Source organism: Enterobacter cloacae complex sp. P43RS, assembly GCF_014930585.1.
Lineage (GTDB): Bacteria > Pseudomonadota > Gammaproteobacteria > Enterobacterales > Enterobacteriaceae > Enterobacter > Enterobacter bugandensis.
Genome location: NZ_JADBRJ010000017.1, coordinates 1 through 25,506 on the forward strand (window position 1 = coordinate 1; position 25,506 = coordinate 25,506).

Consider the following 25,506-nt stretch of genomic DNA (forward strand, 5'->3'; position numbering starts at 1 on the left):
ACATACGGATTAACAGTCCGCCGTTCTACCGACTGAACTACAGAGGAATCGTGTGAACGGGGCGCATATTATCGATGCTCCCCGATGATGTCAAAGGCAGAATGCATATTTCCGATCGTTTGCCGAATTATTCTCCATTTCGCGCAATTGTCAGGCATTTTGTCGCGGATATTTCCACAGCCAGCGCCCGCTGACCATGCGCCAGTAGAACAGCGCCCCGCGTACGGCCCAGTCAAGGAACATCCCCAGCCAGACGCCCACCACGCCCCAGCCCAGCACCACGCCCAGCGTATAGCCCGCCACAACGCGACACCCCCACATGCCAAGCATGGACACCCACATGGCAAAACGGGCATCGCGCGCCCCTTTCAGCCCGGCAGGTAACACCCAGGATGCCGCCCAGATGGGCATAAAGGCGGCGTTGAGCCAGATAAGGATCTTCACCACCTCTTTCACGTCATCTTCGTGGGTATAGAACGCGGCCATCAGCCCGGCAAACGGCGCTGTGCCCCAGGCGATCAGCGTCAGCCCAATCGTCGACAGCCAGAACACATGGCGCAGCTGCCGCTCCGCCTGGCCTATCTGCCCTTTCCCGAGACGTTTCCCCGTGATGATGGTTGATGCCGACCCAAGGGCGTTACCCGGCAGGTTAATCAGCGAGGCGATGGAGAAGGCGATAAAGTTACCGGCGATAACGTCGGTGCCCATTCCGGCGACAAACATCTGCGTGAGCAGCTTCCCGCCGTTGAACAACACGGATTCAATGCTCGCGGGAATACCAATCCCCATCACTTCCCAGATAATGGCGAAATTAAAGGGCCGGAAATAGCTCTTAAGCGTAAGACGCAGCGAGGGGGTAATCCCCGTCATCAGCACCCCGATGATGGCCGCCGCACCGATATAGCGTGATATGGTTAATCCCAGCCCGGCCCCGACGAACCCCAGACCATCCCACGAGAACGCGCCGTAGATCAGCACGCTGCTGATGATGATATTCAGGATATTCATCCCACCGTTGATCAGTAGCGGGATTTTGGTGTTACCTGCCCCGCGCAGCGCGCCGCTGCCAATCAACGCGATGGCCGCCGCCGGATAGCTTAAGACGGTCATTTCGAGATAGGTCAGCGCCAGTTCCTTCACCTCGTTCGTGGCTTCCCCGGCGACAAAATCGATAATCTCTTTACCGAAATAGTGGATCACCGCCGCCAGAACAATCGAAAAGAGGGTCATGATCATCAGCGACTGACGTGCAGCCTCGCGCGCGCGTTTGGGATCCAGCTTGCCGAGACTAAAGGCCACCACAACCGTCGTCCCGAGATCGATGGCGGCAAAGAATGACATCACCACCATGTTAAAGCTGTCTGCCAGCCCGACCCCCGCCATCGCCTCTTTCCCCAGCCAGCTTACCAGGAAGGTGCTCAGCACTCCCATCAGCAGAACGCAGGTATTTTCCAGGAAAATAGGCACGGCAAGAGGGGTGATTTCACGCCAGAACAGAACACGATAGCTTTTACGTTTTGCGTACCATGGCGTGCGCACGATCGCCTGGCGCAGAGGGGCAGTGACGTTCAAAATGGACCTTAGCGAGAATAGTTGAAACTCCATTTCAAATGATGGGGGAGAAATGCTAATCCTGCAAAGTATTTTCCTGAAAAAGATGTGTGTATTTACAACAAACTGACGACAGAATCGGCAATCAGTCGATTTTCCCTAAGATCAGGTTTGACAAAAGTTTTTTCGCCGCTAAGATAAGCCTCCACAACGATTCCTCTGTAGTTCAGTCGGTAGAACGGCGGACTGTTAATCCGTATGTCACTGGTTCGAGTCCAGTCAGAGGAGCCAAATTCTTGTTTTCGTGCAGCTTCATTAATGCCTGTATGGTTTTAATACAACAGCTTAGCGTGAAAACTTCTCCTGATGCATTTTGATTTTATCCTCCGCATCGGGAAAAATTGGTGGTCAAATCTGGGGTCCGGTTCGTTCTATTATGGAGTGACCCCATATGTCTCTTACCGACACCAAAATCCGCAGTCTCAAACCATCTGATAAACCCTTTAAAGTTTCCGATTCCCACGGTCTGTATCTCCTGGTCAAACCTGGCGGTTCACGTCACTGGTATCTCAAGATAGCGCTTTGATAAAACTATTTATCAAGTCAGGCAAGTCAGATTTATCCGCATTTTGGAAAATAGCTTTCCAATCTGCCATCATGGATTTTTGATTGCTTTCCGATAATTTCACCAACCAAAAAAAAGCTATTTTCATAAATTTTGGAGGAAGGGATGGTAACAATTTAATCAGTAGTTTTGACATTTTATTTTTGTCAGTTTCCCCTCCAATACTTATCGACAATGATGCTAATTTACGTAAAACCTCAGTATTTCTATCCAATTTTATATTATCTAAAAATTCATTTACCCTATCCAGAATACTGCCTACCGCCCGCTCATCACGCAATCGACTTATATTAGATTCACATATTTTATCTAATAATTCAATCTGAGCCTTTGTTGAAAAATCGAGGTTATTTAAAATAGTTAGTATTATTTCGGTAAATTCAGTGTTTGTAGTATTTGATAGCTGAGCATTACCATGTGTTATACAATTGATTAGTGCTAAAGTTTCAGAGAAAGGATATCCATTAAGTTTTAACCATTCAAAATGAAGAACAACTGCTTGCCGCTGAAGCACTTCTCGTCCTCGGGTATGTTCACTAATCCAGCGCATAAATTTGCTTCGACCAAAAAAAATCTCGTTTTTAGCAAAGACTGTTGAAACTACGGCAAACGTTATTTCTACATCTTCTTGAGTATCAGCTAAGTAAACTACAGCATCATGACCTGTTCGTACGCGTTCTGACGTGCAGACGCTTTGCAAACGTAAACTAGTTATATTTAGATTATATGCCTCCATATTTATCGCGGCATCTATAATTTTTTTACAACGGACAATATCCAGATAATCACCAACCTCAACTATAGTCTCGGAAAATTCTATAAGAGGATGTGTAAAATATTTCAGTTCAGGAGCTTGTTTTTCTAGTCCATTCTGCAACAATCCCAATCCAAAACGTCGTTCATCAATATCTCTGGCATCAATATGCTTTAACAAAGATATTTTCAAAGCCATGATATCAGGTTTAACACATTCTAAAATACTGGTTGAAAGTTTCGCATGTCCAGATCTAAACCGACGATTTACTTCATCAAAAACTAAGTGTTCTTTTTTAGCTTCTGCCCAAAAACTAACAGATGGTTCAATACGCATTAGCAAACTTTTGGGTACTGATTGATCATAAGTACCACACACACAAAGACTGAGAAATAGGTCGTACGCTTTATTACCATGTTGTTTAGCTTTCTGTATAGTTCGCTCAGCTATTATCATTAGACTTGATCCCATTAATAGCAAGGAAAGGGAAAAAATCTCCCCAGATTGCATTAAAGATAGTAATTTTCTTTTATTATCTGAACTTACTTTTCTATCAAGAACATTAGCTAGTTCAGCTATTTCATTTTCAGATACCGAAGTAAGAGTATGGATGCATAGAGACGCAGGGTAATTTTTGGGGATGCAATTCGCCGACCTGTCACTTGCTATGATGACTATATTACTATAGGTATGACGCTGTAGATCTTCAAAAATTTGCGAGTAGTTTGAAATATCATCAATGACAATTAGAGCGGGTTTGCCAGCTAACTTAGCAAGACGTGCAATTTCATCCCATGCCTGCTCAATTAATTTTGATGGATTTGTCATCTCGAAAACAAGGGCTTGACCTGAACGATGTATATCCCAAGCAACACGACGGATAAGCGTTGATTTACCGGTTCCTGATGCTCCCGAAATTAGGATCATCGATAAAGATTTACCCATATTTTTAAAGTCTTGATAAACTTTATCAGATTGGTCACGAATAATATCCATACCATAATGGACAACTTCCCATGACCCTCTGCCACTCTCTCTAAACTCTTCAGCGGCATGTTCTTTTGCTGTAAATTGATTGTCGCCGGGAAGAAGATTAAATGGAGAATCATTATGTAATGGGTGGTAAGGAGCAAGGCCTGTTAGGCATTGAGATATATCATATGCAAATAACGAGCAAGGTTTTATAAATAATTCTTTAATTCTTGAAATAGAATCATTGATTCGTTCAATTGGGACGCCAAATAAAACCAATCTAGCTATTGCCAACAACTCTAAATCTTTCTTAATTTCCTGTTTTTGATCAAGGCTAACTTGCACATGATTAAGAACATATTCAGCAACTTCTTTGTACTCATTTTTTGTAGAAAGCGGGTTTTTCTCGTATGTAAATCCTTTTGAGAGTGTGTTTGCAAGTGTATTGGTTGATGTTTTTCTAATTAATTTCATCATCTCAGGACCGACAAAGACTCCCGTAGAGACAAACAAAAAACTCAGTTGTAGAGTATCAAGATGCTTAGTATTAGCTGGATGTCCACATGCATCTATAGTATCACGCATGAATCCATGCAAAATATCACGCATTTCAGTGAATGTGTACTCTGTCCCAGCAGTTTCTTTATATTGTATATAGAGCTGTTTTCCATCCCCAAACATAATATCTACATCTTGAGCCCCCTCATATCTTAGCTGTACTAAGCCATCATCGCATGTCAATAATTTTATAACATAATTTAACGCATGTGCCTCCTGATATCCAAATCCTTTTAATGCAATCATTCCGCCTTGTCTGTGCTTTGTTTTTAAATCATCACCATCGACAACCCAGATATGTTTATTCTCGCGCATAGGTGCTCCTGTATGCAAAACGATTATCCTAACGATTTTTCTGAAAAATATCGATATCAATCAAGAACGACCATCTTTCTTGTCTATCTTTTCTCTTGATATTTATAATAAAACTATCATTTTTACAACGATGGCTTTCAGGTTTGTTTTGTTCTGTCTTATAACTGTCCATAGACAATTGTTAGCCAGTAAACTCAGTGTTCTTATCTAAATCGCCGCACCAAATAGTAAATCACTTTGAAGGAACGCAGCCCCGATTGTGCGATTAGATCAACCGCCAAACCTACCAAAATCGCCAACTGGACGGAGCGATGCCGATCACAACATCTACATACTCAACTTGCCGTTTTCTTTCCACCTAATTCTCATTTCAGTATGTTGTAACTAACTACATATTTTCATACAGAGAAAGACATATGGCCCCGGTTAAATTTTCCACGCCTGTGGTATTCTGTTGTGATTAATTTCAGGGAGTTGAGCTAAGTAAGGATCTATCAGAATAATGAATAATTCGTCGAAACATATCCTCTCCGCATGGCTAGATTATCTGAAATTCAGCGGTGCGGAAAAGAGTAAAATACCGGCCAGCCAGACGCATGAACACCATCAGCTCATGCTCGGTAAAGACAACTGTGAAGAAAACCAGAACGGGGTAGTGCTCAGCGTTACGCCAGAAATGCGCGAAAACTGGCGCAGGCGTTTCGTCAAATATGGTGAAAAAGGTGAGATTACCCATATTGAGCCTGTCAACCTGCTGTTTCCGGTGTTGCGCTGTATCGAAAATGAGCGCGGCAGAGCCAACGTAAAGTACCTGCCGCTGTTCTCTTTTCCACTCCCCAAATCCTTCTTTGAACAGGGCAATACCTCGCTGCTGGTTCCGGTTAAAGACGGACAACTGGTCAGCGCATTCCCCTTCGCTTTTCGCGAGATGTTTGGCATCCAGCTGGATGAACTGGGTGAGAACCGCCATATGATGAGTATCGTCAGCGCGCTCACCGGGTGTAAATATGACACCTTCCTTGAGGCATTTGAGGCTCTTCAGATATGGGTTGCTCAGCAATCAAACCGCAAATACCAGGGACTGGAAACTGCGTTTAACGCCCTGGTGGCACCACTGCATAATGAAGATTACAACCTCAGGCGTGATGCAGAAGATTTCACCTGGTTGTGCGATAACGCGGCTGGTGACTTCCCTCTGCTGGAGCAGTATCTCAACCATATTCACAATGACGGGAATGCCCCTGACATATACGAAGTGGTAACCGGCGGTCTGTTTGAAACACAATACCCGCTGGGTCATGGACAGATGGCGGCAATACAGGCCATTAATCAGGATGAGCGCCTGATTGCCGTGCAGGGTGCGCCGGGTACGGGTAAAACAACACTGTTCAAATCACTCATCGCACAACAGCTGGTTGCCAGAGCACTGGCAATCGCTGATGGAAAGGACCAGAACTTCGGCATGCTGGTAACGTCCACGGCAATAAAAGCGGTGGAAAATATCATTGACGATCTGCGCAGTGACCCTGCAACCCAGGATCTTGACTGGTTATGGTTTCATAGCGGCTCGAACGAACAGGTTCAGCATGAGCTTACCCGGCTTGAGCAACTGATCAGCCGCTGGCGGCAGGAAAGCTATGACGAACAGCACCAGCGCGATTTTTTAGCTGTTCTGCTCAGGCATCGCGACGAGTTGAACGCCTGTTACCGGGCGTATCTGAATGAAAAGGCAACCGCGATACAGTCTGTTGTGGATTGTGGTCTGGACACCACCAACGCAGAAGAGCTTCCGGCACGTTTCATGGTAAAAATCCCCCTGGTAGCCGCTCAGGCACAGCAGTTGGGAATTGACGTTTCACTGCATCATCCCGACGACCTGGACAACTTAACCAGCCAGCTGGAGCTATGCCTGCAGGAACTTCGCGGGATAAAAGCGCAGCGTTTGCAGGCCAGCAGAATTTACCAGACATTGCAGGCGACATGGCCGCAGCAGCATGATCTGGCGCAGATACTGCGCTGGATGGATTCACCACTACGCCCCGCACTGGAACTGCATTACCGCGATTATCCGCGTAAAGGGATAAAGCGCCATCTGGCCCGCCTGTTCGAGGGAAAATACCCGGCACGGCTGCAACAGATGAGCCTTGCTGCACCGGAGGACTTTCAGCATTTCAGTCTTTCTTCCCTGCCCCATCGCCAGTTAGCGGCTCTGGCTGATGCGGGAGAAATGCTGTCACATCAGACAGACAACCTGGCCCTGCTGGAACTGCTCATGCATGACGAACCCGATGGGCAGCAGGAAGAAAATCTGGTGAGCCTGTGTGCTGATATCGCAACACTCCGGAAACAATGGCAGCAAGTCACCCGGGCACAACAGGTTATGGCTCAGTATCAACAGCATTACCCCGAAGGTAACTGGTGTGACATTTTGCGTAAACGCTTCATCAGGCAACACCGGGAAATGTTTGAAGCCGCTATCGGTTATCTCTGGCAGGAACAACTGAAGCGGAAAATTGAGCTGGAAGAGGTACTGACTCACTGGCGGGCTCTGATGAGTAATCGCCGCAGTGCAGGCTACTATCGCTGGCTGGATAAGCTGGATGAATTCTATCGCGCACTGTCACTGGTGTATCCGGTAATGGCAACCACACTGGTCTCCGCGTGGAAAGTGGCGGGTTATCGAAAACTTGATGAACTCAGGGGACACAAACCCTGGCATCTGGCACTGTGCGATGAAGCAGGCATGATTTCGCTTGAATCTCTGGTGCCACTATTGAGTCGCAGCGAGAAAGCGATGATTGTCGGCGATCCTCTGCAAATCGAACCCATCAGAAACCTGTCAGAAAACCTGCAAACACAACTGCGCGAACGTCATTTTGCTGACAATAATACGTTATATGAGCGGGTTTCACCTGCAAGCGTTACAGGCTGGCACCGCGCGGCAGGTACACTTTCTGGACGAGTGGATGATACCGGCAACGGTATTATTCTCGATGAGCATCGCCGGTGCCAGAAACCCATTGCCGATCTCTTTATCCGGCTGGCGGGCTATCATGGCGTCAGCGTGGAAACGGCCTCCCCTTCCGACCGCATTGCCAGCGCCTTTGAGAAGTCTGGTGGGCATCATTTGATGTTCTACAGCGTAGAGGGCCAGAAAGGCGATATGGTTAACACCAATCAGGATGAAGTCGAGGCTATTGAGCAACTGTTGAATAAGTTGGAAGAAGCCGGTTACGATCTGACTGCCGATGTGGGCATCGTCACTCCCTATAGCAATCAGAAATCATTACTGATCAAGCACCTTGCCCAGCGTATGAATCACTGGCAGAAAAACTGCATTGGTACAGTGCATCAGTTCCAGGGAGTGGGCTTTGAGGTCATCATTTACAGCCCGGTAATTTTTCATCCTCTTGATAATTCAAATTTTCAGAACGATGCGCCTAACATGCTGAATGTCGTGGTTTCACGCGCAAAACAGCAGTTTATCGTGGTAGGTAACCACCATCGGTTGCGACAGGCAGGTGGATACCTGAAAGTTCTTGCGGACACTGTTGCTGAAGATTTCCTTCTTGAACAGGGTAGCCAACATCCAAGTTTCGACAGCCTGATCCAGACACCACGTTTGCTGCGTTATTACCGCGACTGTGAACATATCGCCGCATTCAGTGCGCTGGCGAGCCAGTGTGAACAGGAGCTGGTTATTATCACTCCGTGGATCCGTCGGGGTGGTAAACAATATCAAAGACCGGAACTGGCGCAACTGGTAGCAACACAGCGGCGTGATGTCAGCGTTAAAGTCTACTACGGTTACTACCATCAACGTCTGGACCGTGCAGAGGATAACGATGAAACTCTGGTTGCTGAGTACCGTGAACAACTGGGAAAAGACAATGTTATCCGTCTGACCGAAGGTACTCATGAGAAGGTACTGATGATCGATGGCCGCTATATTGTTCTCGGCAGCTGGAACTGGCTGTCACATGGTTATCATGATAGCTGTGAGCGTAGCGAGCAGTTCAGTAATGCTATTCGTCATGAGATTAGTGCGGAGCTGGATGATGTGTCGCTGGTGAAGGAGCTTAGGGAGAGGTTGAGGCTGGAATAACTCTTAGTGTTCGGACTGAATAAATAGCCTGGCTCGAAAAAACTTTGCAAGATGCAGAACAATAAGGAGAGCAGATGATTCTGGCTGATAACGAAACAAAAATTGATCTATTAAATAACGAAGCCATTGCGTCTACGATTATCGGGCTGCTTCGTGAGGAGCCTAATCACCCGGTAACTATTGGTGTTCATGGCGATTGGGGGGCGGGAAAATCCAGCGTACTCGAGATGATCGAAGCCGGCTTTTCGGATAAAGATGATATTTTGTGCTTGAAATTCAATGGCTGGCGTTTTCAGGGATTTGAAGATGCCAAAATTGCCTTAATCGAAGGTATCGTTTCGGGATTGGTAGAAAAACGTCCGGCGTTGAAAAAAGTTGAAGGAGCTATCAAAGACGTATTCCGCAGCATCGACTGGCTAAAAGTTGCCAAACGAGCTGGTGGTCTGGCATTGACTGCATTCACAGGTGTGCCAACACCAGGGCAAATTGGAACCATTGTTGGCTCCTTAGAAGCTCTAGTTGCAGATCCCGCCCAGTTAGTGACAAAGGAAAATATATCTACCGTCATTAATGAAGTTAAGGCGGTAGTGAAAGAAGGAGAAACGAAGAATGTGCCGATGGAAGTGGAAACATTCCGTAAGGCATTTGATCAGCTTCTGAAAGATGCAGGTATCAATCAACTCGTGGTATTGGTCGACGATCTTGACCGTTGCCTACCTGACACAGCCATTGAAACCCTTGAAGCTATTCGCCTATTTGTGTTTACCGCACGAACAGCATTTGTGGTCGCTGCAGATGAGGCAATGATTGAGTACTCTGTACGTAAGCACTTTCCTGACTTACCTGATACCACAGGGCCACGGGACTATGCCCGTAACTATCTCGAAAAACTCATCCAGGTTCCGTTCCGGATCCCGGCGCTGGGCGAAACAGAAACGCGCATCTATGTCACATTACTGCTTGCTGGTGCCGAAATAGGTGAAAATAACCCAGACTACGAGAGGCTAATCACCGTTGCGCGGGAAAAGCTGAAACGTCCCTGGACTAGCGGTGGATTGGACGCAGCCACAGTAAAATCAATCCTTGGTCAGCAAGCCGATAAAGCAAATAATGCACTTATCCTTAGCGACCAAATCGGACCAATTCTGGCGAGCGGTACAAAAGGCAACCCCCGGCAAATCAAGCGTTTTCTCAATACCCTCTTGCTACGCGAGCGCACAGCAACGGCACGAGGTTTTGGCGATGATATCAAACTACCCGTATTAGCAAAACTCATGCTCGCAGAACGCTTTATCCCAAGATTGTTCGAACAAATTGCTCTTGTAGCGGCGGTTCATTCGGATGGATTCTGCAAAGATCTCGAAGCACTAGAAACATTTCTTGCAATAACCGCTAATAGCAATGATAAACCACAGGAAAAACAAACCGCTGAAGTATTATTACCACCCGATAGTGCGGTTTTGACTGAATGGAAATCTTCAGAAACGATAAATGACTGGGCTCGACTCCCACCAAAGCTATCAGGTCTCGACTTACGGCCCTACTTGTTCGTCACAAAGGACAAAAAAGATTATTTTGGCCCAGTATCAGTTCTGGGTCACTTAGCCGAAGTGGTTGAAAAATTGTTCGGTGGGAAAATGACTGTCCAAAGTTATGAGTCAGAATTGAAGCAGCTTGTACAACCTGAAGCCGAGAAGGTCTTCGAAGCTGTTCGTAGCAAAATAATGAGTACAGCCACTTTTGATATCAAACCAGCTGGAATTGATGGTTTGACTGTTCTTGTAAAGGCGCAACCGAACCTACAGAGCCAGCTAATGGATTTCCTAGAGACCTTGCCAAATAATAAATGCGGTCCCTGGGTTGTAAGTGGTTGGCAAAATGTCATAAAAGACCCCGAATGTGTAACACGATTAACCATGTTGCTGGGAAACTGGGGCAAAATCACTAGTAATATCAGTCTAAAAGTCGCGGCCGAAGCAGCGCTTAAAAGTCATAAGGGAACACATTAATGGGAACTTCAACAGCTTATGGAGGACCTGGCGGCGGGACTCCACTTATTCCATCATGGTTGGATAACGAAACCCCGGTATCTCCGCCAGATATTGGCACTGGATCTGGCGGCCAGCAGCCAACAGATGGCCCTGAACCACTAACGCCTCCAAATCACCCACCAATACCTAATGCAGCGGATCCGCAACGTTTCTCAAGCGCACGCAGCAACTTCACGCGATTTGCAGGATCTGGAGGTACTGATCGTGCAAGCCTTGGACGAGCCATATCGAAGTATGTCTCAACGTCATCAGGCGGTGCTCGCCAAGCTGCACAGCGTATGGGAGCGTCCAGAGGAGCGAGCACACGACTCCTCGGTTTCTTGGCAGATGCGCAAGCAAGAGGTGTTAATGAAGCTCTGCGCTCACTGGATCTAGAATCTCTGGCAGGTCGCCCAATAACAGAAATTTTTGTTGGGCTAGCCGACTATATCTGCCCTGGTGCAGGCACGGTTGATGAAGGTATTGCTCGCGAAGCATATATTGAGACTATCGTAGAGCTTGCGAGCGAAGGGCTCACAGATTTGAATACATTTACACAAGATCAAATGCATACCGTTTTCGAATTATATGCTACTCATGCGATTGAAGCTCGTATATGTAATGATATCGGGACCAAAGCAGTGTCCATGCCTATAAATGCTCATTCTGCACATCTTGTTGAGCAGCAGGTGCGTGATTTCATCCGTGGTGGAGTAAGCGATGCTCTGGCACGAGCTCAAACGGGTACTCATTATCTTACCACCGAACAAATTCAAGGGTTCGTGGATACCATTTATGAGTCTGCATTCGGGATTTTACAGGCGCTTGGTGAAGCAGAGGCTAATAATCAATGAAACGACAACTCCTGGTTGGTCATTTCGGCTACGACGATTCATTTTCCGCAGTGGCAGGTATCGATGAACAGATAACTTACCTACAACTCATCGCTAGCAAACAAACTTTGGATTATGGTATTGGTCATTCACTGTCCAGACTCAAAGATATCGGAATATTCCCCTCAGAAATAGGCATTGATCTGCTAGTATTAGCCGCTCATGTTCATGCTGCTGATACACGAATATCTCGTGTTGAGCAGTCGCAGGATTCATGGACACGCGAAATTAGATTGATAGTGCCCGTGAGTGAGCCCTCCCGCTGGGGCTCAGCAGCACCAACCATCAAAAAATCTCTCGATTTTCTCACCGGCGATCGCTGGACTATAGATTTCAGGCCACGCCCTGAGCGTTTTGCTACTATTGCCGAAGAAGCACCACCATCTTTGATTGCTCATCCGTTTGATTCCGTAAGTTTGTTCTCTGGCGGACTTGATAGCTTGATTGGGGCTATTGACTCGCTGGAAAATGGTGCAACACCTCTTCTGGTTAGTCATTTCGGAGAAGGTGCAACGAGTGACGCGCAAAGTAAGTTATTTGCTGGCTTGAAAAAACATTACACCACATCATCTTTCGAGAGATTACGGGTTGGTATGACCTTTGAGGAAGGACTCGTCGAAGGTGTTAGTTCAGAAAGTAGTACTCGAGGCAGATCATTCTTGTTCTTTGCTCTCGGCGTTTTTGCAGGAACAGGATTAGGGGATCATTTCGTTTTGCGCGTCCCTGAAAATGGACTAATTGCTCTAAATGTTCCGTTGGATCCTCTACGATTGGGATCAAACAGTACTCGCACTACGCACCCGTATTATATGGCAAGATGGAATGAGCTACTTTCCAAACTTGGAATTAATGGCGAAATTCAAAATCCGTATTGGGACAAAACTAAAGGAGAAATGGCTTCGGCTTGCCAAAATACTTCTCTTCTAAAAAAACTAGTTTCAGACTCCTTATCGTGTTCATCTCCTGCCAAGGCCCGGTGGTTAGGACATGGCATTGAACAATGTGGTTATTGCCTTCCATGCTTGATCCGCCGTGCAGCATTGATGGCAGCATGGGGTTCAGATAGCGATCCAACAGTATATACAGTGACAGACCTCCATGAGCAGCCCTTGGACACACGTCAAGCAACTGGAGTTCAAGTCAGATCCTTTCAATATGCTATAGAGCGTCTGAAAGGAAATCCACAACTCGCCAATGTCTTGATTCACAAGCCGGGTTCACTCGCGGATGAAATAATGCACCTCGAACAGCTAGCTAGTGTCTATAGGCGTGGCCTTGCTGAAGTTGAACGACTCATTGATGGTGTCGCAACGAGACCTTGTTGAAAAGGATGCTTACATGAATCCAACTAAAGGACTCGTGGACTTTCACTGCCACTTAGATCTCTATCCGGATCATTCTGCGGCAATAAGAGGTGCGGAAGAAGCGGAAATATTTACATTAGCCGTTACGACGACCCCTCGCGCATGGCCCCGCAATCGCGAGCTTACACTACGCACAAGATATGTTAGGGCAGCATTAGGATTACACCCTCAACTGGTTGCAGAACATGAAAACGAACTTGAGCTATGGGACCAATATATTGCGGAGACACGGTATATTGGCGAAGTTGGATTGGATGCTGGTCCCCGTTTTTTCAAATCGCTCGATGCACAGAAGAGAGTATTTCAGCATATACTGCAGCAATGTGCCCAAGCAGGCGATAAAATCATTACGGTTCATAGCGTAAGAGCAGTCAAAACTGTGCTCGATCTCATTGAGGCCAATTTACCATCCGAGCGTGGAAAAATTGTTCTTCACTGGTTCACTGGAACAAAAAACGAGGCAAAGCGGGCGTCAAAATTAGGCTGTTATTTTTCGCTTAATGCAGGAATGCTTAGTAACGTGAAACATATACCCATGGTCCTTACTATACCGCTGGAACGGATATTGACGGAAACTGATGGTCCATTCACTCGTACAGGTGACAGGCCTTCACAACCTACAGATGTAGCAAATGTTGTAGAAGAGCTGGCCCGTTTACGTGGTCTATCCACAACCAGTATGGTCAAACTTATTCGTAACAATCTAAGGACATTGCTAAATAGTTGAAAGCTATTAGGCTTGCCTTACAGAAAGAATTAATTGGTGGTCATTCTAGAGGTCTTGACATAAAAGAAACTCAGGCTTAGCTTACTTATTAGCCAGTTACTGGCGTAGGCGATCCCAGTCAGAGGAGCCAAATTTGAAAAGCCTGCTTTTGAAGCAGGCTTTTTGCTTTTCTGCGTCGGGTAGAATTGTCAGCTGGCGGCTGCGCCTGACCCGACCTACAAATCAGCGGACCGTTGATCGTCAAATAAAAAAGGCCCCCTGTCACCAGAGAGCCTTTTTCACAATTCGCTGCGATTATTCGCTTTTAGCTTCGGCGTTTTTGATTTCGCCCATCACTTTCAGCTTTTTGGAGATGTCGCGACGCTCTTTGGACAGCTCGGCATTTTTGATGATGTAATCATCAACGCGGTCTTCATAGTCGCTCTTCATGCTGGCGATGATGCCCTGAATAGCTTCAACGCTCATGCCCGGCTTGATGTAGTCGCTCAGGTTGTCGAGCAGCAGAACACGTTTCTGGTTGTCACGGATCTTCTTCTCAACGTCCTGGATTTCACGCTGCAGTTTGTTTTTGCGGCGGAACAGGCGGACGAATTCCAGAACATCCTGGAACGAAGGCTTGATAGTTTCCATTTTTACACCCCTGATAATGTGAGATTCGGATTCGTTAAAGCAACCGTTGTAACAATAACCTTACTGACAGCGGCTGCGAATGACAATGGCTATATCGTTTAAAGCTATCATAACCCCAATTGCTGCTGAATCGAAGCAGCAGGCGTCACATCCGCGTTTTATTTGCGCAGCGCCCGACAAATCAGGTGCGATAGCAGTTCAAGCTGTCGCGCCAGCTCCAGGCTCAGCCAGACATAGCCGTGAATGGGCGTTTCCGCCACGTTATCGCCCTGCCGCTCGTTGATTAACTGCTTTAGTTCCGCCACGATTTCATTGAGCCGCTCGCTGTTCGCCAGAACGGGCTGCGGGTTGCCTTCATAGAGCGCATGGGCGATGGTCAGCAGGGTCTGCTGCGTCATCATCTGCGTCTCTTTGAGGGTCTGGGCGTTAAGCATCAACAGATGGCTGGGACGCGTGGCCCAGTGCGCGTTGATTTGCAGTTCAAGCATGCACACCAGATTGCGGCTGACCGTCTGGATAGCTTCGAAAATCGCTTTCTGAATATGGGTCTCTTTACTGGCTGGTACTATCAGGCCGCGCATTTTGACCACGTCGTTGAGGATGGTTTGCAGATGCTTTTCCAGCCGGGGACGCTCAACCAGATTCGGTGAAAACCCCGCCTGGTAAACGCGGTTAAACGCCGTGACGTAGTTAGCCATCTGGATACGCCAGTGCAGAAAAGCCCGCTGCGGCCAGATGCCGGTAAACAGCATGGCGAGCAGCGAGCCCAGAATAACGTCCCCGCTTCGCCACATCGCCGTGGTCATATCCCCTGCTGGCGCGCCGACCACGACCGCGAGAGTGATACCAATCAGCAGCGCCTGATAAGGCCGTTTGCCCAGCGCCAGCCAGCCGCACAGGAACATGGCGGCACCGCACCATGCCAGCATCACTGGAAATGAGATGAGCTCAAGCTTCAGGGCAATCAGCCCCAGGGCAGAGCCAAGCACGGTACCACCTATTCGCTCGAAGGCGCGCGGGACAACGTTTCCCCAAAATGAGATTGGCCCCATCACCACCACCAGCGTGATCAGCGGCCACGTTCCTTCCGGTATATCCAGCAACCTGACCAGTACAAAGGTCAACACGAACGCCAGCGCGATGCGACACCCGTGCACCACGCGGTAATGTTTATATAAGCGAATTTCAAAAGGGGTTAATGATTTGTCGGGACGCACACCCGCTCTCCAGCAACACGGCAAATCACAATTGTACTGTGTTTTCAGCCGGGCGGATCGCTCCCGGCTGAAAAACCCTTCATTAAGCAGGCTTAAACCGTTTTGTGCTCTACCGCGATAAACATTTCAATATCCCAGTAGCCGTCCGCGTTGCCATCATTGAGATAGCGCTCAAAGCAGGGCTTAAGCGCCATCTGGTATTTATTATCCTGCAGCAGGGAATTAAAGAACTGATACCACGGGGTTGCAAAGTCGTAGTTTTCCACGCGCGCCGTCGCCACGGCATAATCACCGGCCGCGATTTCCGTCATCATCACCCCTTCGCTGTTTTCCGGGATGACGAAATCATCCGGTACGGTAACGGCCGTATCGCAGCGCAGTTTTTCTGCCGGAACCTCATCGGGGTTATCGTAATAGACCGCCACCCACTCCAGCGGCTCAATGTGACGCCCGTCTACCCACATGACCAGCTGTTCAAAGCCCTGCTTGACCGTTTTTTCCCACGGCCCAACAAGATGAAAACCCGCAATCTTACGTTTCTGTTGCTGCTTGATGCTGAAGTCCATGCTGCCTCCGATTAGCACTGTATATTTATACACTATAAAGCAGGATTTCTATTATCGGCAAACGAGGAGTGTTTATTATGTGAGCAGACTCGCAACCCTGCCAGTCTGCCCATCAGCGGTTAAAGCGTGTGGTGAAGATAATCGCTCAAGCGTGAGAATACGCCTCCCTTATCAACGGCTTCCAGAGTGACCAGAGGCCAGTGCGCCACGACCTTGTCGCGGTCATAGAGCTGGATCTCCCCGACCCGCTGATGCGCGGCAATCGGTGCTTCCAGCTCTTTTTTATCCAGCACGTATTTGGCTTTAATGTTCGGTACTTCCGCTTTCGGCAGGGCCAGCCAGAAGTCCTGGTCGGTGCCCAGTTTCACCTGTTCTTTATCGCCGTACCAGATACGCTCTGTTCCGACTTTTTTACCGTTATGCAGGATCTGCACCGTATCGAAGTTCTGTTGTCCCCAGTGCAGTAGCTTACGCGCCTGGTCCTCGCGCCCTTTCGGGCTGTCCGCGCCCATCACCACCGCAATCAAACGACGCTGACCGTCCACCGCGGAGGCAATAAGGTTAAAGCCTGCTCCTGAGGTATGCCCCGTTTTCAGGCCGTCCACGTTCATGGTTTTATCCCACAGCAGGCCGTTACGGTTTTGCTGGGTGATGCCGTTCCAGGTAAGACTCTTTTCGCTGTACATATGATAAAACTCTGGCTCACCGTGAATGATGGCCCGAGAGAGCACGGCCAGGTCATAGGCCGAGCTGTGCTGGCCCGGCGCGTCCAGACCGTGGACGGTTTCAAAGTGCGTATCACGCAGGTTCAGCTTCTGCACGTAGTCGTTCATCATCTTCACAAACTGCGGCTGCCCGCCCGCCACGTGATCGGCCAGCGCCACGCAGGCATCGTTGCCGGAATCGACAATCAGACCGCGGCTTAAGTCACGCACGGTGACGCGATCGCCCTCTTTCAGGAACATCAGCGACGAACCGTCAAACACCGGGTTCCCTTTTGCCCACGCGTCACGCCCTACGGTGACAATGTCATCCGGCGAAATGCGATGGCTGTCAATGGCCCGATCCACCACATAGCCCGTCATCAGCTTGGTGAGGCTCGCCGGGTTACGTTGCTGATGTTCGTTGCCCGCCGTTAAAATTTGACCAGTCGTGTAATCCATCAGCACCCAGGAGCCAGCCTGAATGGCCGGAGGCTGCGGCGAAAAATCCAGTGGTTCGGCCGCAAAAGCAGATGAGACACTCGAAGCGAGTAAAGAAACAGCAATAAACAGACGGCGTTTCAACGGTATATCCTCAGGTCATTAAAAATCGATGACCTTTTTACGGGACTTCTGATGTCGTTACCTGGCTTAATTGCAAAAAAATGTGACAGAACGCAGGTTTTACGCGGAAGCGGTCTCGCAAATTTGCGCCGCGGCGGCGCTTTTTATTCGGTCTGACCCGCACGATCGTTTACCATAGTGACGTCATTTTTTAACAGGATGGTATTACTGGTGTCTGACTCTGCCGCACGCCCGACTTTTTTATTCCACGATTACGCGCAACAGCCACGAACCCCGCGCGATTAAAGCCATCTCTCTCATCACACTTTTATTTGGTACGCAATTTGGTACACAACCAATAATTTACCTCTAATGCTGATTTTGCTCCCTGCCCTATACTTTCAGTCTGACTGACTGGAGGTTTCTATGTGTGGACGTTTTGCACAAGCCCAAACCCGTGAAGAATATCTGGCTTACCTGGCCGACGAAGCAGATCGCGACATCGCATACGACCCGGAACCCATTGGCCGGTACAACGTCGCACCCGGTACCAAAGTCCTGCTGCTGAGCGAACGCGACGAGCAGCTGCATCTCGATCCGGTGGTCTGGGGTTACGCGCCCGGATGGTGGGATAAAGCACCATTGATAAACGCGCGAGTTGAGACCGCGGCAACGAGCCGCATGTTCAAACCTCTCTGGCAGCATGGCCGGGCGATATGTTTCGCCGACGGATGGTTCGAATGGAAGAAGGAAGGCGACAAGAAACAGCCCTACTTCATCCACCGTGCCGATGGCCAGCCGATATTCATGGCAGCGATCGGCAGCACACCTTTCGAACGTGGCGATGATGCAGAAGGATTTCTCATCGTGACGTCTGCAGCTGATAAGGGCCTGGTCGACATTCACGATCGCCGTCCACTGGTTCTGTCTCCAGAAGCGGCCCGGGAATGGATGCGGCAGGATATAGGCGGGAAAGAAGCTGAGGAGATAGCCGCCGACGGAGCTGTGCCGGCGGACAAGTTTATCTGGCACGCCGTGACGCGCGCCGCGGGTAATGTGAAGAACCAGGGTCCGGAGTTAATCGAGCCCGTCACCTGACAACAAGCAGATCTGAGTATCTCGTCGTATACCGTGGCGAAAGCATTTCCCGCTTCATCTGCCACTGCTGCTGCACGCCCTGGCCTGCAAAATAGAGCGTGCCTTTACCGCCTTTGGCATTGAGCTGGTCAAGTACCTGCATCAGCTGTGCGCTGTCTTCGCGCGGCGCGTTCTCGTCGAACAGGTTGAGCTGAGCAACCCCCTGACTGAAGAAGTCACCAAGCATGATCCCAGCCTTTTGGTACCGATGTCCATCCTTCCAGATTGCATCAAGGCACCTGGTGGCGGCGTTGATAATATCGCGGCTGTCCTGGGTAGGTGTCAGAAGCTTTACCGATGCGCTATTGCCGTAGTATCGCTCGTTCAGCGCAAACGGCGACGTCTTCACGAACGCCGATATGTAACGACAGTATTGATGCTCGCCGCGAAGCTTCTCTGCTCCGCGGGCGGCATAGCTGCAAATGGCCTGGCGCATCTGCTCATACTCAGTAACACGTTCGCCGAATGACCGACTGCAGACGATTTCCTGTTTTACCGGCGCAAATTCTTCCAGCTCAAGACAAGGCTCGCCGCGCAGTTCGCGCACCGTTCTCTCCAGCACGACGTTAAAGTGTTTGCGGATAACGGCAATATGGGTGTCAGCCAGGTCGAGGACGGTCTTAATGCCCATAGCTTCCAGCTTCTTGCTGATGCGGCGACCAACGCCCCACACCTCGTCTACTGGCAGCAATGCCATGAGCTTTCTCTGGCGATCGACGTTCGACAGGTCCACAACACCGCCAGTGGCCTTCCATGTTTTTGCGGCATGGTTGGCAAGCTTCGCCAGGGTTTTTGTCTGAGCTATCCCCACACCTACGGCCAGACCGGTATTTCTGAGCACTGCATCTTTCAGCTCATGGCCGAACTCTTCCAGCACGCGGCAGTTACGCACCCCGGTCAGGTCACAAAAAGCCTCGTCGATTGAGTATATTTCGACGCGAGGGCTCATTTCCTCCAGCGTTGTCATTACCCTGTTGCTCATGTCGGCGTAAAGCTCGTAGTTTGAACTGAAGCAAACCACGCCCTGATGCCGGAAGTAGTCCTTACACTTGAAGTACGGATCACCCATTTTAATGCCGAGCTTCTTGGCTTCAGCAGAACGGGCTATTACACAGCCGTCATTATTTGAGAGCACGACAACCGGCTTCCCCCGTAGATCCGGCCTGAATACTGTCTCGCAGCTCGCATAGAACGAGTTGACATCTACAAGCGCAAACATGTCATATCACCGGGTTTTCATCAGTGAATGCCGTGGCGCCATTTATGAAGAACGTGACGACTCCCATCACGACAACATCCTCCAGGATATCGCCCTCTATACACTCTCCTTCTTCAGTTATGAGTGACTGTCCCATAACAACAGCAAACTGCAGACGACCTGATACGCAAAGCAAAACGCGCGCGCCATTACCCGGCAAATGGTCAGTCTGGAAGATAGCGTAACCACCTGTGGTTTCTACCAGGCGAGAGTTGCCGTTAACTTTACAGATCTCGTCAAGCCTGAATCGTGGTGTAGTAGAGTGCATTCTGGGCCCCTATCAAAAAATAACTGTATGCACATACAGTATTATTAATGTTGATAGGGAGGTCAATGCTCAAACCAAAGAGAATGATCGGATTCATCTTAACTGTTAAAATCACTCGCCTTTTAACAGACAAGAAAGTTGACGATGATTGCCAACATCCAGTATCTGCGGTTCCTGGCCGCCTTCCTCGTGATTTATGCTCACGCAAACCTTGCCGTTTATGGCATCACCCCACAGATCACAAACCTTGGCGGTGTTGGCGTTGACATATTTTTCATCATCAGCGGTTTTATAATGCCGTACATCATTTACGGCGGCCTCTATAAGGATGGCATGATGCCAAAATTAACGCCGCTGGGTTTCATAAAGCGCCGCATTACTCGCATATGGCCGTTGTACCTTGTGGCAACACTAGTGGTTGTGTTCATATCATGGCTGGTTGATTCTGGTGCCATATCCCAACCTACTGCAGATTTTGCATATATCTTCAACGGCTCGCGGCTAGACCTCATGTGGATCATCAAAACGATGACGTTCATGAACTTTGACAAGCCACCAATTCTTGGCATCGGCTGGACTTTGCAGTTTGAATTCCTGTTTTATTTCTTACTCGCCGGCCTGCTTGCGATTGGCATTAAAAAAGCCAACTCACTCGAGTTTTATTCAGTCTGCGCCCTGGTAGTTTTCGGCGCAGGTAACGCCCTGGCTCACGGTGAAAGCAAAGTTCTGGTAACTCTGTCCAGCCAGATGTTTATCGAATTCATTCTCGGTATGTATCTTTACCGCATGTACTCAGCAGGATGCGTCCTGCCGAAGTGGCTGGCGTGGGTGGGAATTGCTTCTTTCTTCCCGCTTTTTGCTTTCGCTAACTCGGGTGTTTTTGCTTATAACGACTATTCTCGTCTGCTTACCTGGGGCATCCCGGCGTTCGTGATTGTCTGGTCAGCTCTGAGCCTTGAAGGGGTTATTCCTCATAACCGCACTTTCCTTCTGCTTGGCGACTCGTCTTACAGCCTGTACCTATCTCACGGTATATCGGCGCCTGTATTTCTGTTTATCTGGACGCAACTTGGGCTCGATAAAGCCGTGAGTATCGTGCCTTATGTTATTGTCTATTACGTCTACTGCCAGGTTATCGCCCTTGTCTGCTACAAGCTCATTGAAAAACCTGTTAATGGCTGGATAAAGAAAAATGCATACGGAAAAGCTAAATGAAAAAATTAATTATTGCCTCACTATTATCTGTGTCATTCGGTTCCGCAGCTGAAATACCAGCACCACCCGAAGGGTATACTACTTGTCACAATGCGTTTTGTAGTTATATTACAGTTTCAAAATTCAATGTCAGACCATCCTTTTTCGGTGGTGATTATGTATTTGCTGACAGTGTTTATGCGTCAAGAGAGGTTGGCGGGAGTCTATTATTTAATCCATCAGAAAACACCGTCGCCTTTAACCAAAGGAATGGCGATGAATACCATAATGGTTCAGATTACAATCTGAAAGGGACATCTGTTTACTTTAGAAAAGACACAAAAATAAAAATGGCTCCTGATGGCTTTTCAAATCCAGAGGCAAAGAGTGACTTTAACATTAAAGTTACCCCGGAGTACATGGATTATCAGGTAGCATTTTCGTATAAGAAATCTGACAAACTGTCTTTGCGTTTAGATGGAAATGTGGATGACCTAAGAAGTTACATTAAAAACTTAAAAGACATGAAAGTGACATTTTATGGAGACAGCATAACTTACGGCTCCAACGCCAGTGATATTTATGCAGAACCTCATCAGCCTCCATTTGTGGGTTTAGTTGCTGCATACATGTCAATGATTAAAGTAGGAAAATATCACTCATACAATGCAGCAGTGCCTGGCTGGTCATCAGACAATGCTTACTATAACACTGACGGCAGACTTACGAAGATGGACTCTGATGTATATGTGCTGTCGTTCGGGATGAACGATTCTAACAGCCTCCCACCTAAAGATTACGCTTTCAACATTGACGCTCTCATTGCAAACATACGAAGCAAAAACCCAAATTCTCGCATTGTTTTGCTTTCGTCAACACTCCCTAACCCGGAGTGGGATACGCCTAAGAAAGAATACTTTCCCTTGTACAGTGAAGAGCTTTCAAAGCTTTCGCATAAATATCAGCACGTGACATTTATTGATATTACCAACGTATGGACGCAGATATTGAAAAGGAAAAACATTTATTCAATCACGGGTAACGGGGCGAATCACCCTAACGATTTCGGCCATAGAGTGATTGCTGAAGCATTGCTTACTGCCTTCCTTGGCGATGACTTCACTTAAACGACAATTTTCAGGAAGTTTGACGCATCTTTATAGATGGTGCCCGCAGGGGCACCGGATATTTCAGCCAGTGTTTTAACATTTTTCAGAACCACCATTCCATCAGCTGATAATTCAATACTCTGCGCTCCGTTGTTCATGTTGATCTTCAAAGTTCCTACCGCGCTTCCCCCATTTGTGCTTGCCCACTCCAAAGAAGCGATATCTAATGAAGCGCCGCTGTTAGATGTTCCCTGTAGTTTGATCCTTGCTGTGCCAGTTTCACCAATCCTGAAAGCAGCATTAGTCCCATTGGGCATTACTATATCAAGAGGCTCTTTGGGGTAGGAAGTATGGATACCAACAAATGGTAAATCAGAAACCCCTCCTCCGGCTGGCGCAACAGTAATCCCTGGCACTACAGAGTTACTATACAGCGCTACAGATTTTGCGTTAGGGTTGGATGCCGGATTACCTGGGTTTATGCCTGAACCTATCGCAACAGAACCGCCATAAGCCTGGATGTCACGACCCACAGCAAAAGATCCGTCTCCCGCAGCGCGTGTGCTGTAACCTAACGCAGTAGCACCGATCCCATCACTGGCTACACCGCCCGGGTCAGACGTTAATCCTTCTCGCGCCTGCGTAAAATACCCAGCAGCAAATGATGCTCGTGAATTTGCCTCTACTTCCTCGCAAAAAGCCGCTGATTTAGATCCGAGTGCAATTACGTTTTTACCGTACGCAAATGAGCAATACCCCTCACCATTTGGAGATGTAATATCATCTGGGTTACCAGTTGCACTACCTGCACCGCCTGCTAAGGATGCCACTCCGTAAGTGACGCAGTCATGCCCGAGCGTCACGGTGTAAACAGCAAAAGACGCCCCATTTCGTCCAAATGAAATAGAATAGTCACCTATATTTGCAGGGTCACCCCAGGAGTTTTTAGAAGGCAATCCGCGCCAATAGTTTTTTTCGTCATCAAGCGGTTCGAGGTCCGACCCACCTACTCGTAACCAGCCCTTAATCTTATCAAACGCCCAGATAAGCCCCCTCGTTAAACTCGAACCGGAAGGAATTCCATAGTTAACTTTTTGACCGGTGAGCTTCAAACCATCGCTTTCTGCAAGGTCTGAGCGCAGAGTAGCATCTCCTACACTGAGCCACTTTCCTACCCCTACGCCACCAGCAGAATCTGGCGTTGAACCAGCAGGAACGTCTTTTGGAAATGCACCATCCCAGCGGTAGTATTCGCCTGTCGCTTCAAGGCGAAGAACCTGGTTAGGGAGGGTGAGCGTATTTCCATCTTCAAAGCTATCCAGAGTGATGTAGCCAAATGCGGCAATAGCCTGCTGCGCAAGCCAGCGCATGCCTTCAATAGTGTAATGCTGCACACCGAATCGGTCGGTGTATGTCCACCCCATCGATGTAACGAATTCGTCAATTTTCCCCGCGTTGAATTTCAGGTCGCGAGGTGATTCGCTTGGTACTGCATCTTGCGTCGGTTGCGTAGCCATATTGATTCCATAAAAAAACCCGGCGCAGTGGCCGGGTTGAGGTGATCGGGATAGGTCTTATTGGTAAATCAGATCGCTGTACTCAGCGAGGGTTAACGCGGTACTGCCCTTACCGTCTGGCTGCTTCGCCGTGATTGTCCACTGCCCTGCATCAAGCTCCTGAGACGTAGCAATGACGTATCGTGAGGGTGACTGTACGTCGATCCCGTCGAACAGGTTAAGGGCGATATCAGGAATGGCAGCGGTAAAGCCAAATGCGGTATCAGCCCTTGGTGAAGCCGGATATCGCGCCGTGGTGGCACCGTATGAATCTGTGACCTGCACAAACATGGTTCCGGAGAAATTGATGCGCTCACTCGTCTCGAAGTCATTCCCGACCCTCGACACGATATAACCGGCCTGCTGGTTGGTGTCGTATGTGTCCGGCACCTGCACCATATCGCCAATGTTCACCCATTCTCCGTCTGCCATAGCGGTGATCTGCATGGTCATACGAGAGTAGATGAGTCTCTTACATTCCCTCAGCGCGCGCTCGTCGGCCTGAAACCTGTTCCTGACGTACAGCATTTCGAACTTCTTCGCTTTGGCCGGCGATCCTTCAATGATTGAATTGCCGGATATCCGGTACCTGACAAAGTCCTGCTTATTGGTGTCCGGGTTACGATACTGCACCTCCACTCCATCATAGCCGCCAGGCAGTGTCATGTCGTAGGAGAGCGAGTAGCCATCAGGTTTGGTGTTCGAGCGGTTGAATATGGTGGCCGCAGACGTCTTTTTGCTATCTCGGGTGAATGACAGCACGCCGTTGTCGTCGTAAACCGAGACGCTGGCAGCGTCACAGATGGTCTCCATGCGCGATCTAAGCTGACTGAGCACCTGACGCGCTCTTCGTGGATTATCCCTTTCCTCTTCGGTGAGGAGATCCACCCACTGCTTTATCGTGATGGAGGATGCCGGTCGACTCGGGAAAGCGTCATGCATCCGCTTCATAACCGTTGATCGGTATAGTGCCTGGGTCTTTTCTCTGAGTGTTGTAGAGACGTAATTGTCGAACCAGTAGTCGAGGCACTGAGCGACCGTCAGGGAGTTTTGCGTCTTCTCCTCAAAGTAGGAGCGCGGATCTGTGCCGTAGAAATAAAGGTTTCGTAAATCAGAGGTGATCTGCCTGGCATCCTTTAACGACACCGACGGGTAGCGGCCAATGCCAAGACGATGAGGTTTACCATGCCAGCGATACCGGTACTGGAACTGGATGACCCCCTTTGGAGAAATGCGCACGCTGAGGCCATCAGCATCAGCCACTTCTTGTGGGCCCGAATATGGTTTACCATGAATGGTACGCAGTTTTGTGTCGCTGATAGCCATAAATAATATTTGGTACGCTCAGAAATAGTGGTTTGGTACACTTCTGGTACGCAATATCACATGGACATCGAGACACAGTAAACAAC

18 protein-coding genes, 1 tRNA gene and 2 pseudogenes are annotated in these 25,506 nt (G+C 48.5%); 10 read left to right on the plus strand and 11 right to left on the minus strand.

From position 1 onward, the window contains the following. Positions 1–150: 150 nt before the first annotated feature. Both emmdR and IM294_RS22280 read right to left on the minus strand, forming a co-directional pair. Positions 151–1,605: a multidrug efflux MATE transporter EmmdR gene (gene emmdR, locus IM294_RS20940; RefSeq protein WP_120266864.1), complete on the minus strand. Its 1,455-nt coding sequence runs from the start codon at positions 1,603–1,605 to the stop codon at positions 151–153. Positions 1,606–1,667: 62 nt separating this feature from the next. Continuing rightward, positions 1,668–1,760 carry a DUF5951 family protein gene (locus IM294_RS22280; protein WP_219358334.1) on the minus strand — a complete coding sequence of 31 codons (93 nt, stop codon included), beginning with the start codon at positions 1,758–1,760 and terminating at the stop codon, positions 1,668–1,670. Between the two features lie 6 nt (positions 1,761–1,766). On the opposite strand from IM294_RS22280, the gene IM294_RS20945 reads away from it, so the two are divergent. Together IM294_RS20945 and IM294_RS20950 are read left to right on the plus strand one after the other, a co-directional pair. Further along, a tRNA-Asn gene (locus IM294_RS20945) sits at positions 1,767–1,842 on the plus strand. Positions 1,843–2,002: 160 nt separating this feature from the next. Continuing rightward, positions 2,003–2,125: pseudogene (locus IM294_RS20950) on the plus strand (Arm DNA-binding domain-containing protein); the annotation flags it as partial. Here IM294_RS20950 and IM294_RS20955 read toward each other — a convergent pair. Beyond that, positions 2,121–4,775 carry an AAA family ATPase gene (locus IM294_RS20955; RefSeq protein ID WP_126818258.1) on the minus strand — a complete coding sequence of 885 codons (2,655 nt, stop codon included), beginning with the start codon at positions 4,773–4,775 and terminating at the stop codon, positions 2,121–2,123. The pseudogene IM294_RS20950 and the gene IM294_RS20955 sit on opposite strands and share 5 nt — an antisense overlap. A gap of 502 nt (positions 4,776–5,277) precedes the next feature. Here IM294_RS20955 and IM294_RS20960 point away from each other — a divergent pair. The 5 genes from IM294_RS20960 (at position 5,278) to qatD (ending at position 13,894) form a co-directional block, all read left to right on the plus strand. Beyond that, complete coding sequence (locus IM294_RS20960; RefSeq protein ID WP_126818257.1) at positions 5,278–8,880, plus strand: AAA domain-containing protein; 3,603 nt, start codon at positions 5,278–5,280, stop codon at positions 8,878–8,880. Between the two features lie 74 nt (positions 8,881–8,954). Then, positions 8,955–10,889 carry a Qat anti-phage system ATPase QatA gene (gene qatA / locus IM294_RS20965; protein ID WP_126818256.1) on the plus strand — a complete coding sequence of 645 codons (1,935 nt, stop codon included), beginning with the start codon at positions 8,955–8,957 and terminating at the stop codon, positions 10,887–10,889. Continuing rightward, positions 10,889–11,764 carry a Qat anti-phage system associated protein QatB gene (gene qatB, locus IM294_RS20970; RefSeq protein ID WP_059358467.1) on the plus strand — a complete coding sequence of 292 codons (876 nt, stop codon included), beginning with the start codon at positions 10,889–10,891 and terminating at the stop codon, positions 11,762–11,764. Before qatA ends, qatB begins: the two co-directional genes overlap by 1 nt. Then, positions 11,761–13,128, plus strand: a complete 1,368-nt coding sequence (gene qatC / locus IM294_RS20975) for a Qat anti-phage system QueC-like protein QatC (protein ID WP_072252736.1) — start codon at positions 11,761–11,763, stop codon at positions 13,126–13,128. Before qatB ends, qatC begins: the two co-directional genes overlap by 4 nt. Positions 13,129–13,141: 13 nt before the next feature. Next, positions 13,142–13,894: a Qat anti-phage system TatD family nuclease QatD gene (gene qatD / locus IM294_RS20980; RefSeq protein WP_048998867.1), complete on the plus strand. Its 753-nt coding sequence runs from the start codon at positions 13,142–13,144 to the stop codon at positions 13,892–13,894. A gap of 294 nt (positions 13,895–14,188) precedes the next feature. On the opposite strand, the gene IM294_RS20985 is transcribed toward qatD, so the two are convergent. From IM294_RS20985 to dacD, 4 genes are all read right to left on the minus strand, one after another. Continuing rightward, entirely contained in the window at positions 14,189–14,524 is a 336-nt protein-coding gene (locus tag IM294_RS20985) for a DUF496 family protein (protein WP_028013754.1), read from the minus strand. Positions 14,525–14,682: 158 nt separating this feature from the next. Beyond that, positions 14,683–15,741, minus strand: a complete 1,059-nt coding sequence (locus tag IM294_RS20990) for an FUSC family protein (protein WP_028013755.1) — start codon at positions 15,739–15,741, stop codon at positions 14,683–14,685. A 92-nt stretch (positions 15,742–15,833) separates the two neighbouring features. Continuing rightward, on the minus strand, positions 15,834–16,307 hold the full coding sequence (gene sbmC / locus IM294_RS20995; RefSeq protein WP_059358469.1) for a DNA gyrase inhibitor SbmC: 474 nt from the start codon (positions 16,305–16,307) through the stop codon (positions 15,834–15,836). A gap of 119 nt (positions 16,308–16,426) precedes the next feature. Continuing rightward, positions 16,427–17,593 (minus strand): serine-type D-Ala-D-Ala carboxypeptidase DacD, encoded by a 1,167-nt coding sequence (dacD, locus tag IM294_RS21000; RefSeq protein WP_028013757.1) that lies wholly within the window; start codon positions 17,591–17,593, stop codon positions 16,427–16,429. Between the two features lie 405 nt (positions 17,594–17,998). On the opposite strand from dacD, the gene IM294_RS21005 reads away from it, so the two are divergent. Next, entirely contained in the window at positions 17,999–18,670 is a 672-nt protein-coding gene (locus tag IM294_RS21005) for an SOS response-associated peptidase (protein WP_193360386.1), read from the plus strand. On the opposite strand, the gene IM294_RS21010 is transcribed toward IM294_RS21005, so the two are convergent. Together IM294_RS21010 and IM294_RS21015 are read right to left on the minus strand one after the other, a co-directional pair. After that, on the minus strand, positions 18,663–19,928 hold the full coding sequence (locus IM294_RS21010) for a Y-family DNA polymerase (protein ID WP_193360387.1): 1,266 nt from the start codon (positions 19,926–19,928) through the stop codon (positions 18,663–18,665). The two genes, IM294_RS21005 and IM294_RS21010, sit on opposite strands and share 8 nt — an antisense overlap. Position 19,929: 1 nt before the next feature. Then, on the minus strand, positions 19,930–20,235 hold the full coding sequence (locus tag IM294_RS21015) for a hypothetical protein (RefSeq protein ID WP_192971367.1): 306 nt from the start codon (positions 20,233–20,235) through the stop codon (positions 19,930–19,932). A gap of 144 nt (positions 20,236–20,379) precedes the next feature. Here IM294_RS21015 and IM294_RS21020 point away from each other — a divergent pair, with 144 nt between their 5' ends. Together IM294_RS21020 and IM294_RS21025 are read left to right on the plus strand one after the other, a co-directional pair. Beyond that, on the plus strand, positions 20,380–21,450 hold the full coding sequence (locus IM294_RS21020; RefSeq protein WP_193360388.1) for an acyltransferase: 1,071 nt from the start codon (positions 20,380–20,382) through the stop codon (positions 21,448–21,450). Beyond that, entirely contained in the window at positions 21,447–22,556 is a 1,110-nt protein-coding gene (locus IM294_RS21025) for an SGNH/GDSL hydrolase family protein (RefSeq protein WP_193360389.1), read from the plus strand. Before IM294_RS21020 ends, IM294_RS21025 begins: the two co-directional genes overlap by 4 nt. Before the next feature lie 1,079 nt (positions 22,557–23,635). On the opposite strand, the pseudogene IM294_RS22140 reads toward IM294_RS21025, so the two are convergent. Both IM294_RS22140 and IM294_RS22285 read right to left on the minus strand, forming a co-directional pair. Continuing rightward, a pseudogene (locus tag IM294_RS22140) lies at positions 23,636–24,055 on the minus strand (hypothetical protein); the annotation flags it as partial. A gap of 57 nt (positions 24,056–24,112) precedes the next feature. Beyond that, positions 24,113–25,420 (minus strand): host specificity factor TipJ family phage tail protein, encoded by a 1,308-nt coding sequence (locus IM294_RS22285; protein WP_370552630.1) that lies wholly within the window; start codon positions 25,418–25,420, stop codon positions 24,113–24,115. Positions 25,421–25,506 lie beyond the last annotated feature (86 nt).

Excerpts from the sequence above, each read along its gene's own strand:
- IM294_RS22285 (WP_370552630.1), bottom strand. The coding sequence starts at position 25,420 with ATGGCTATCAGCGACACAAAACTGCGTACCATTCATGGTAAACCATAT.
- qatA (WP_126818256.1), top strand. The coding sequence starts at position 8,955 with ATGATTCTGGCTGATAACGAAACAAAAATTGATCTATTAAATAACGAA.
- IM294_RS21020 (WP_193360388.1), top strand. The coding sequence starts at position 20,380 with ATGATTGCCAACATCCAGTATCTGCGGTTCCTGGCCGCCTTCCTCGTG.
- IM294_RS20960 (WP_126818257.1), top strand. The coding sequence starts at position 5,278 with ATGAATAATTCGTCGAAACATATCCTCTCCGCATGGCTAGATTATCTG.
- IM294_RS21005 (WP_193360386.1), top strand. The coding sequence starts at position 17,999 with ATGTGTGGACGTTTTGCACAAGCCCAAACCCGTGAAGAATATCTGGCT.
- IM294_RS21010 (WP_193360387.1), bottom strand. The coding sequence starts at position 19,928 with ATGTTTGCGCTTGTAGATGTCAACTCGTTCTATGCGAGCTGCGAGACA.
- IM294_RS21025 (WP_193360389.1), top strand. The coding sequence starts at position 21,447 with ATGAAAAAATTAATTATTGCCTCACTATTATCTGTGTCATTCGGTTCC.
- sbmC (WP_059358469.1), bottom strand. The coding sequence starts at position 16,307 with ATGGACTTCAGCATCAAGCAGCAACAGAAACGTAAGATTGCGGGTTTT.
- IM294_RS21015 (WP_192971367.1), bottom strand. The coding sequence starts at position 20,235 with ATGCACTCTACTACACCACGATTCAGGCTTGACGAGATCTGTAAAGTT.
- qatD (WP_048998867.1), top strand. The coding sequence starts at position 13,142 with ATGAATCCAACTAAAGGACTCGTGGACTTTCACTGCCACTTAGATCTC.
- IM294_RS20985 (WP_028013754.1), bottom strand. The coding sequence starts at position 14,524 with ATGGAAACTATCAAGCCTTCGTTCCAGGATGTTCTGGAATTCGTCCGC.
- qatB (WP_059358467.1), top strand. The coding sequence starts at position 10,889 with ATGGGAACTTCAACAGCTTATGGAGGACCTGGCGGCGGGACTCCACTT.
- emmdR (WP_120266864.1), bottom strand. The coding sequence starts at position 1,605 with ATGGAGTTTCAACTATTCTCGCTAAGGTCCATTTTGAACGTCACTGCC.
- IM294_RS20955 (WP_126818258.1), bottom strand. The coding sequence starts at position 4,775 with ATGCGCGAGAATAAACATATCTGGGTTGTCGATGGTGATGATTTAAAA.
- qatC (WP_072252736.1), top strand. The coding sequence starts at position 11,761 with ATGAAACGACAACTCCTGGTTGGTCATTTCGGCTACGACGATTCATTT.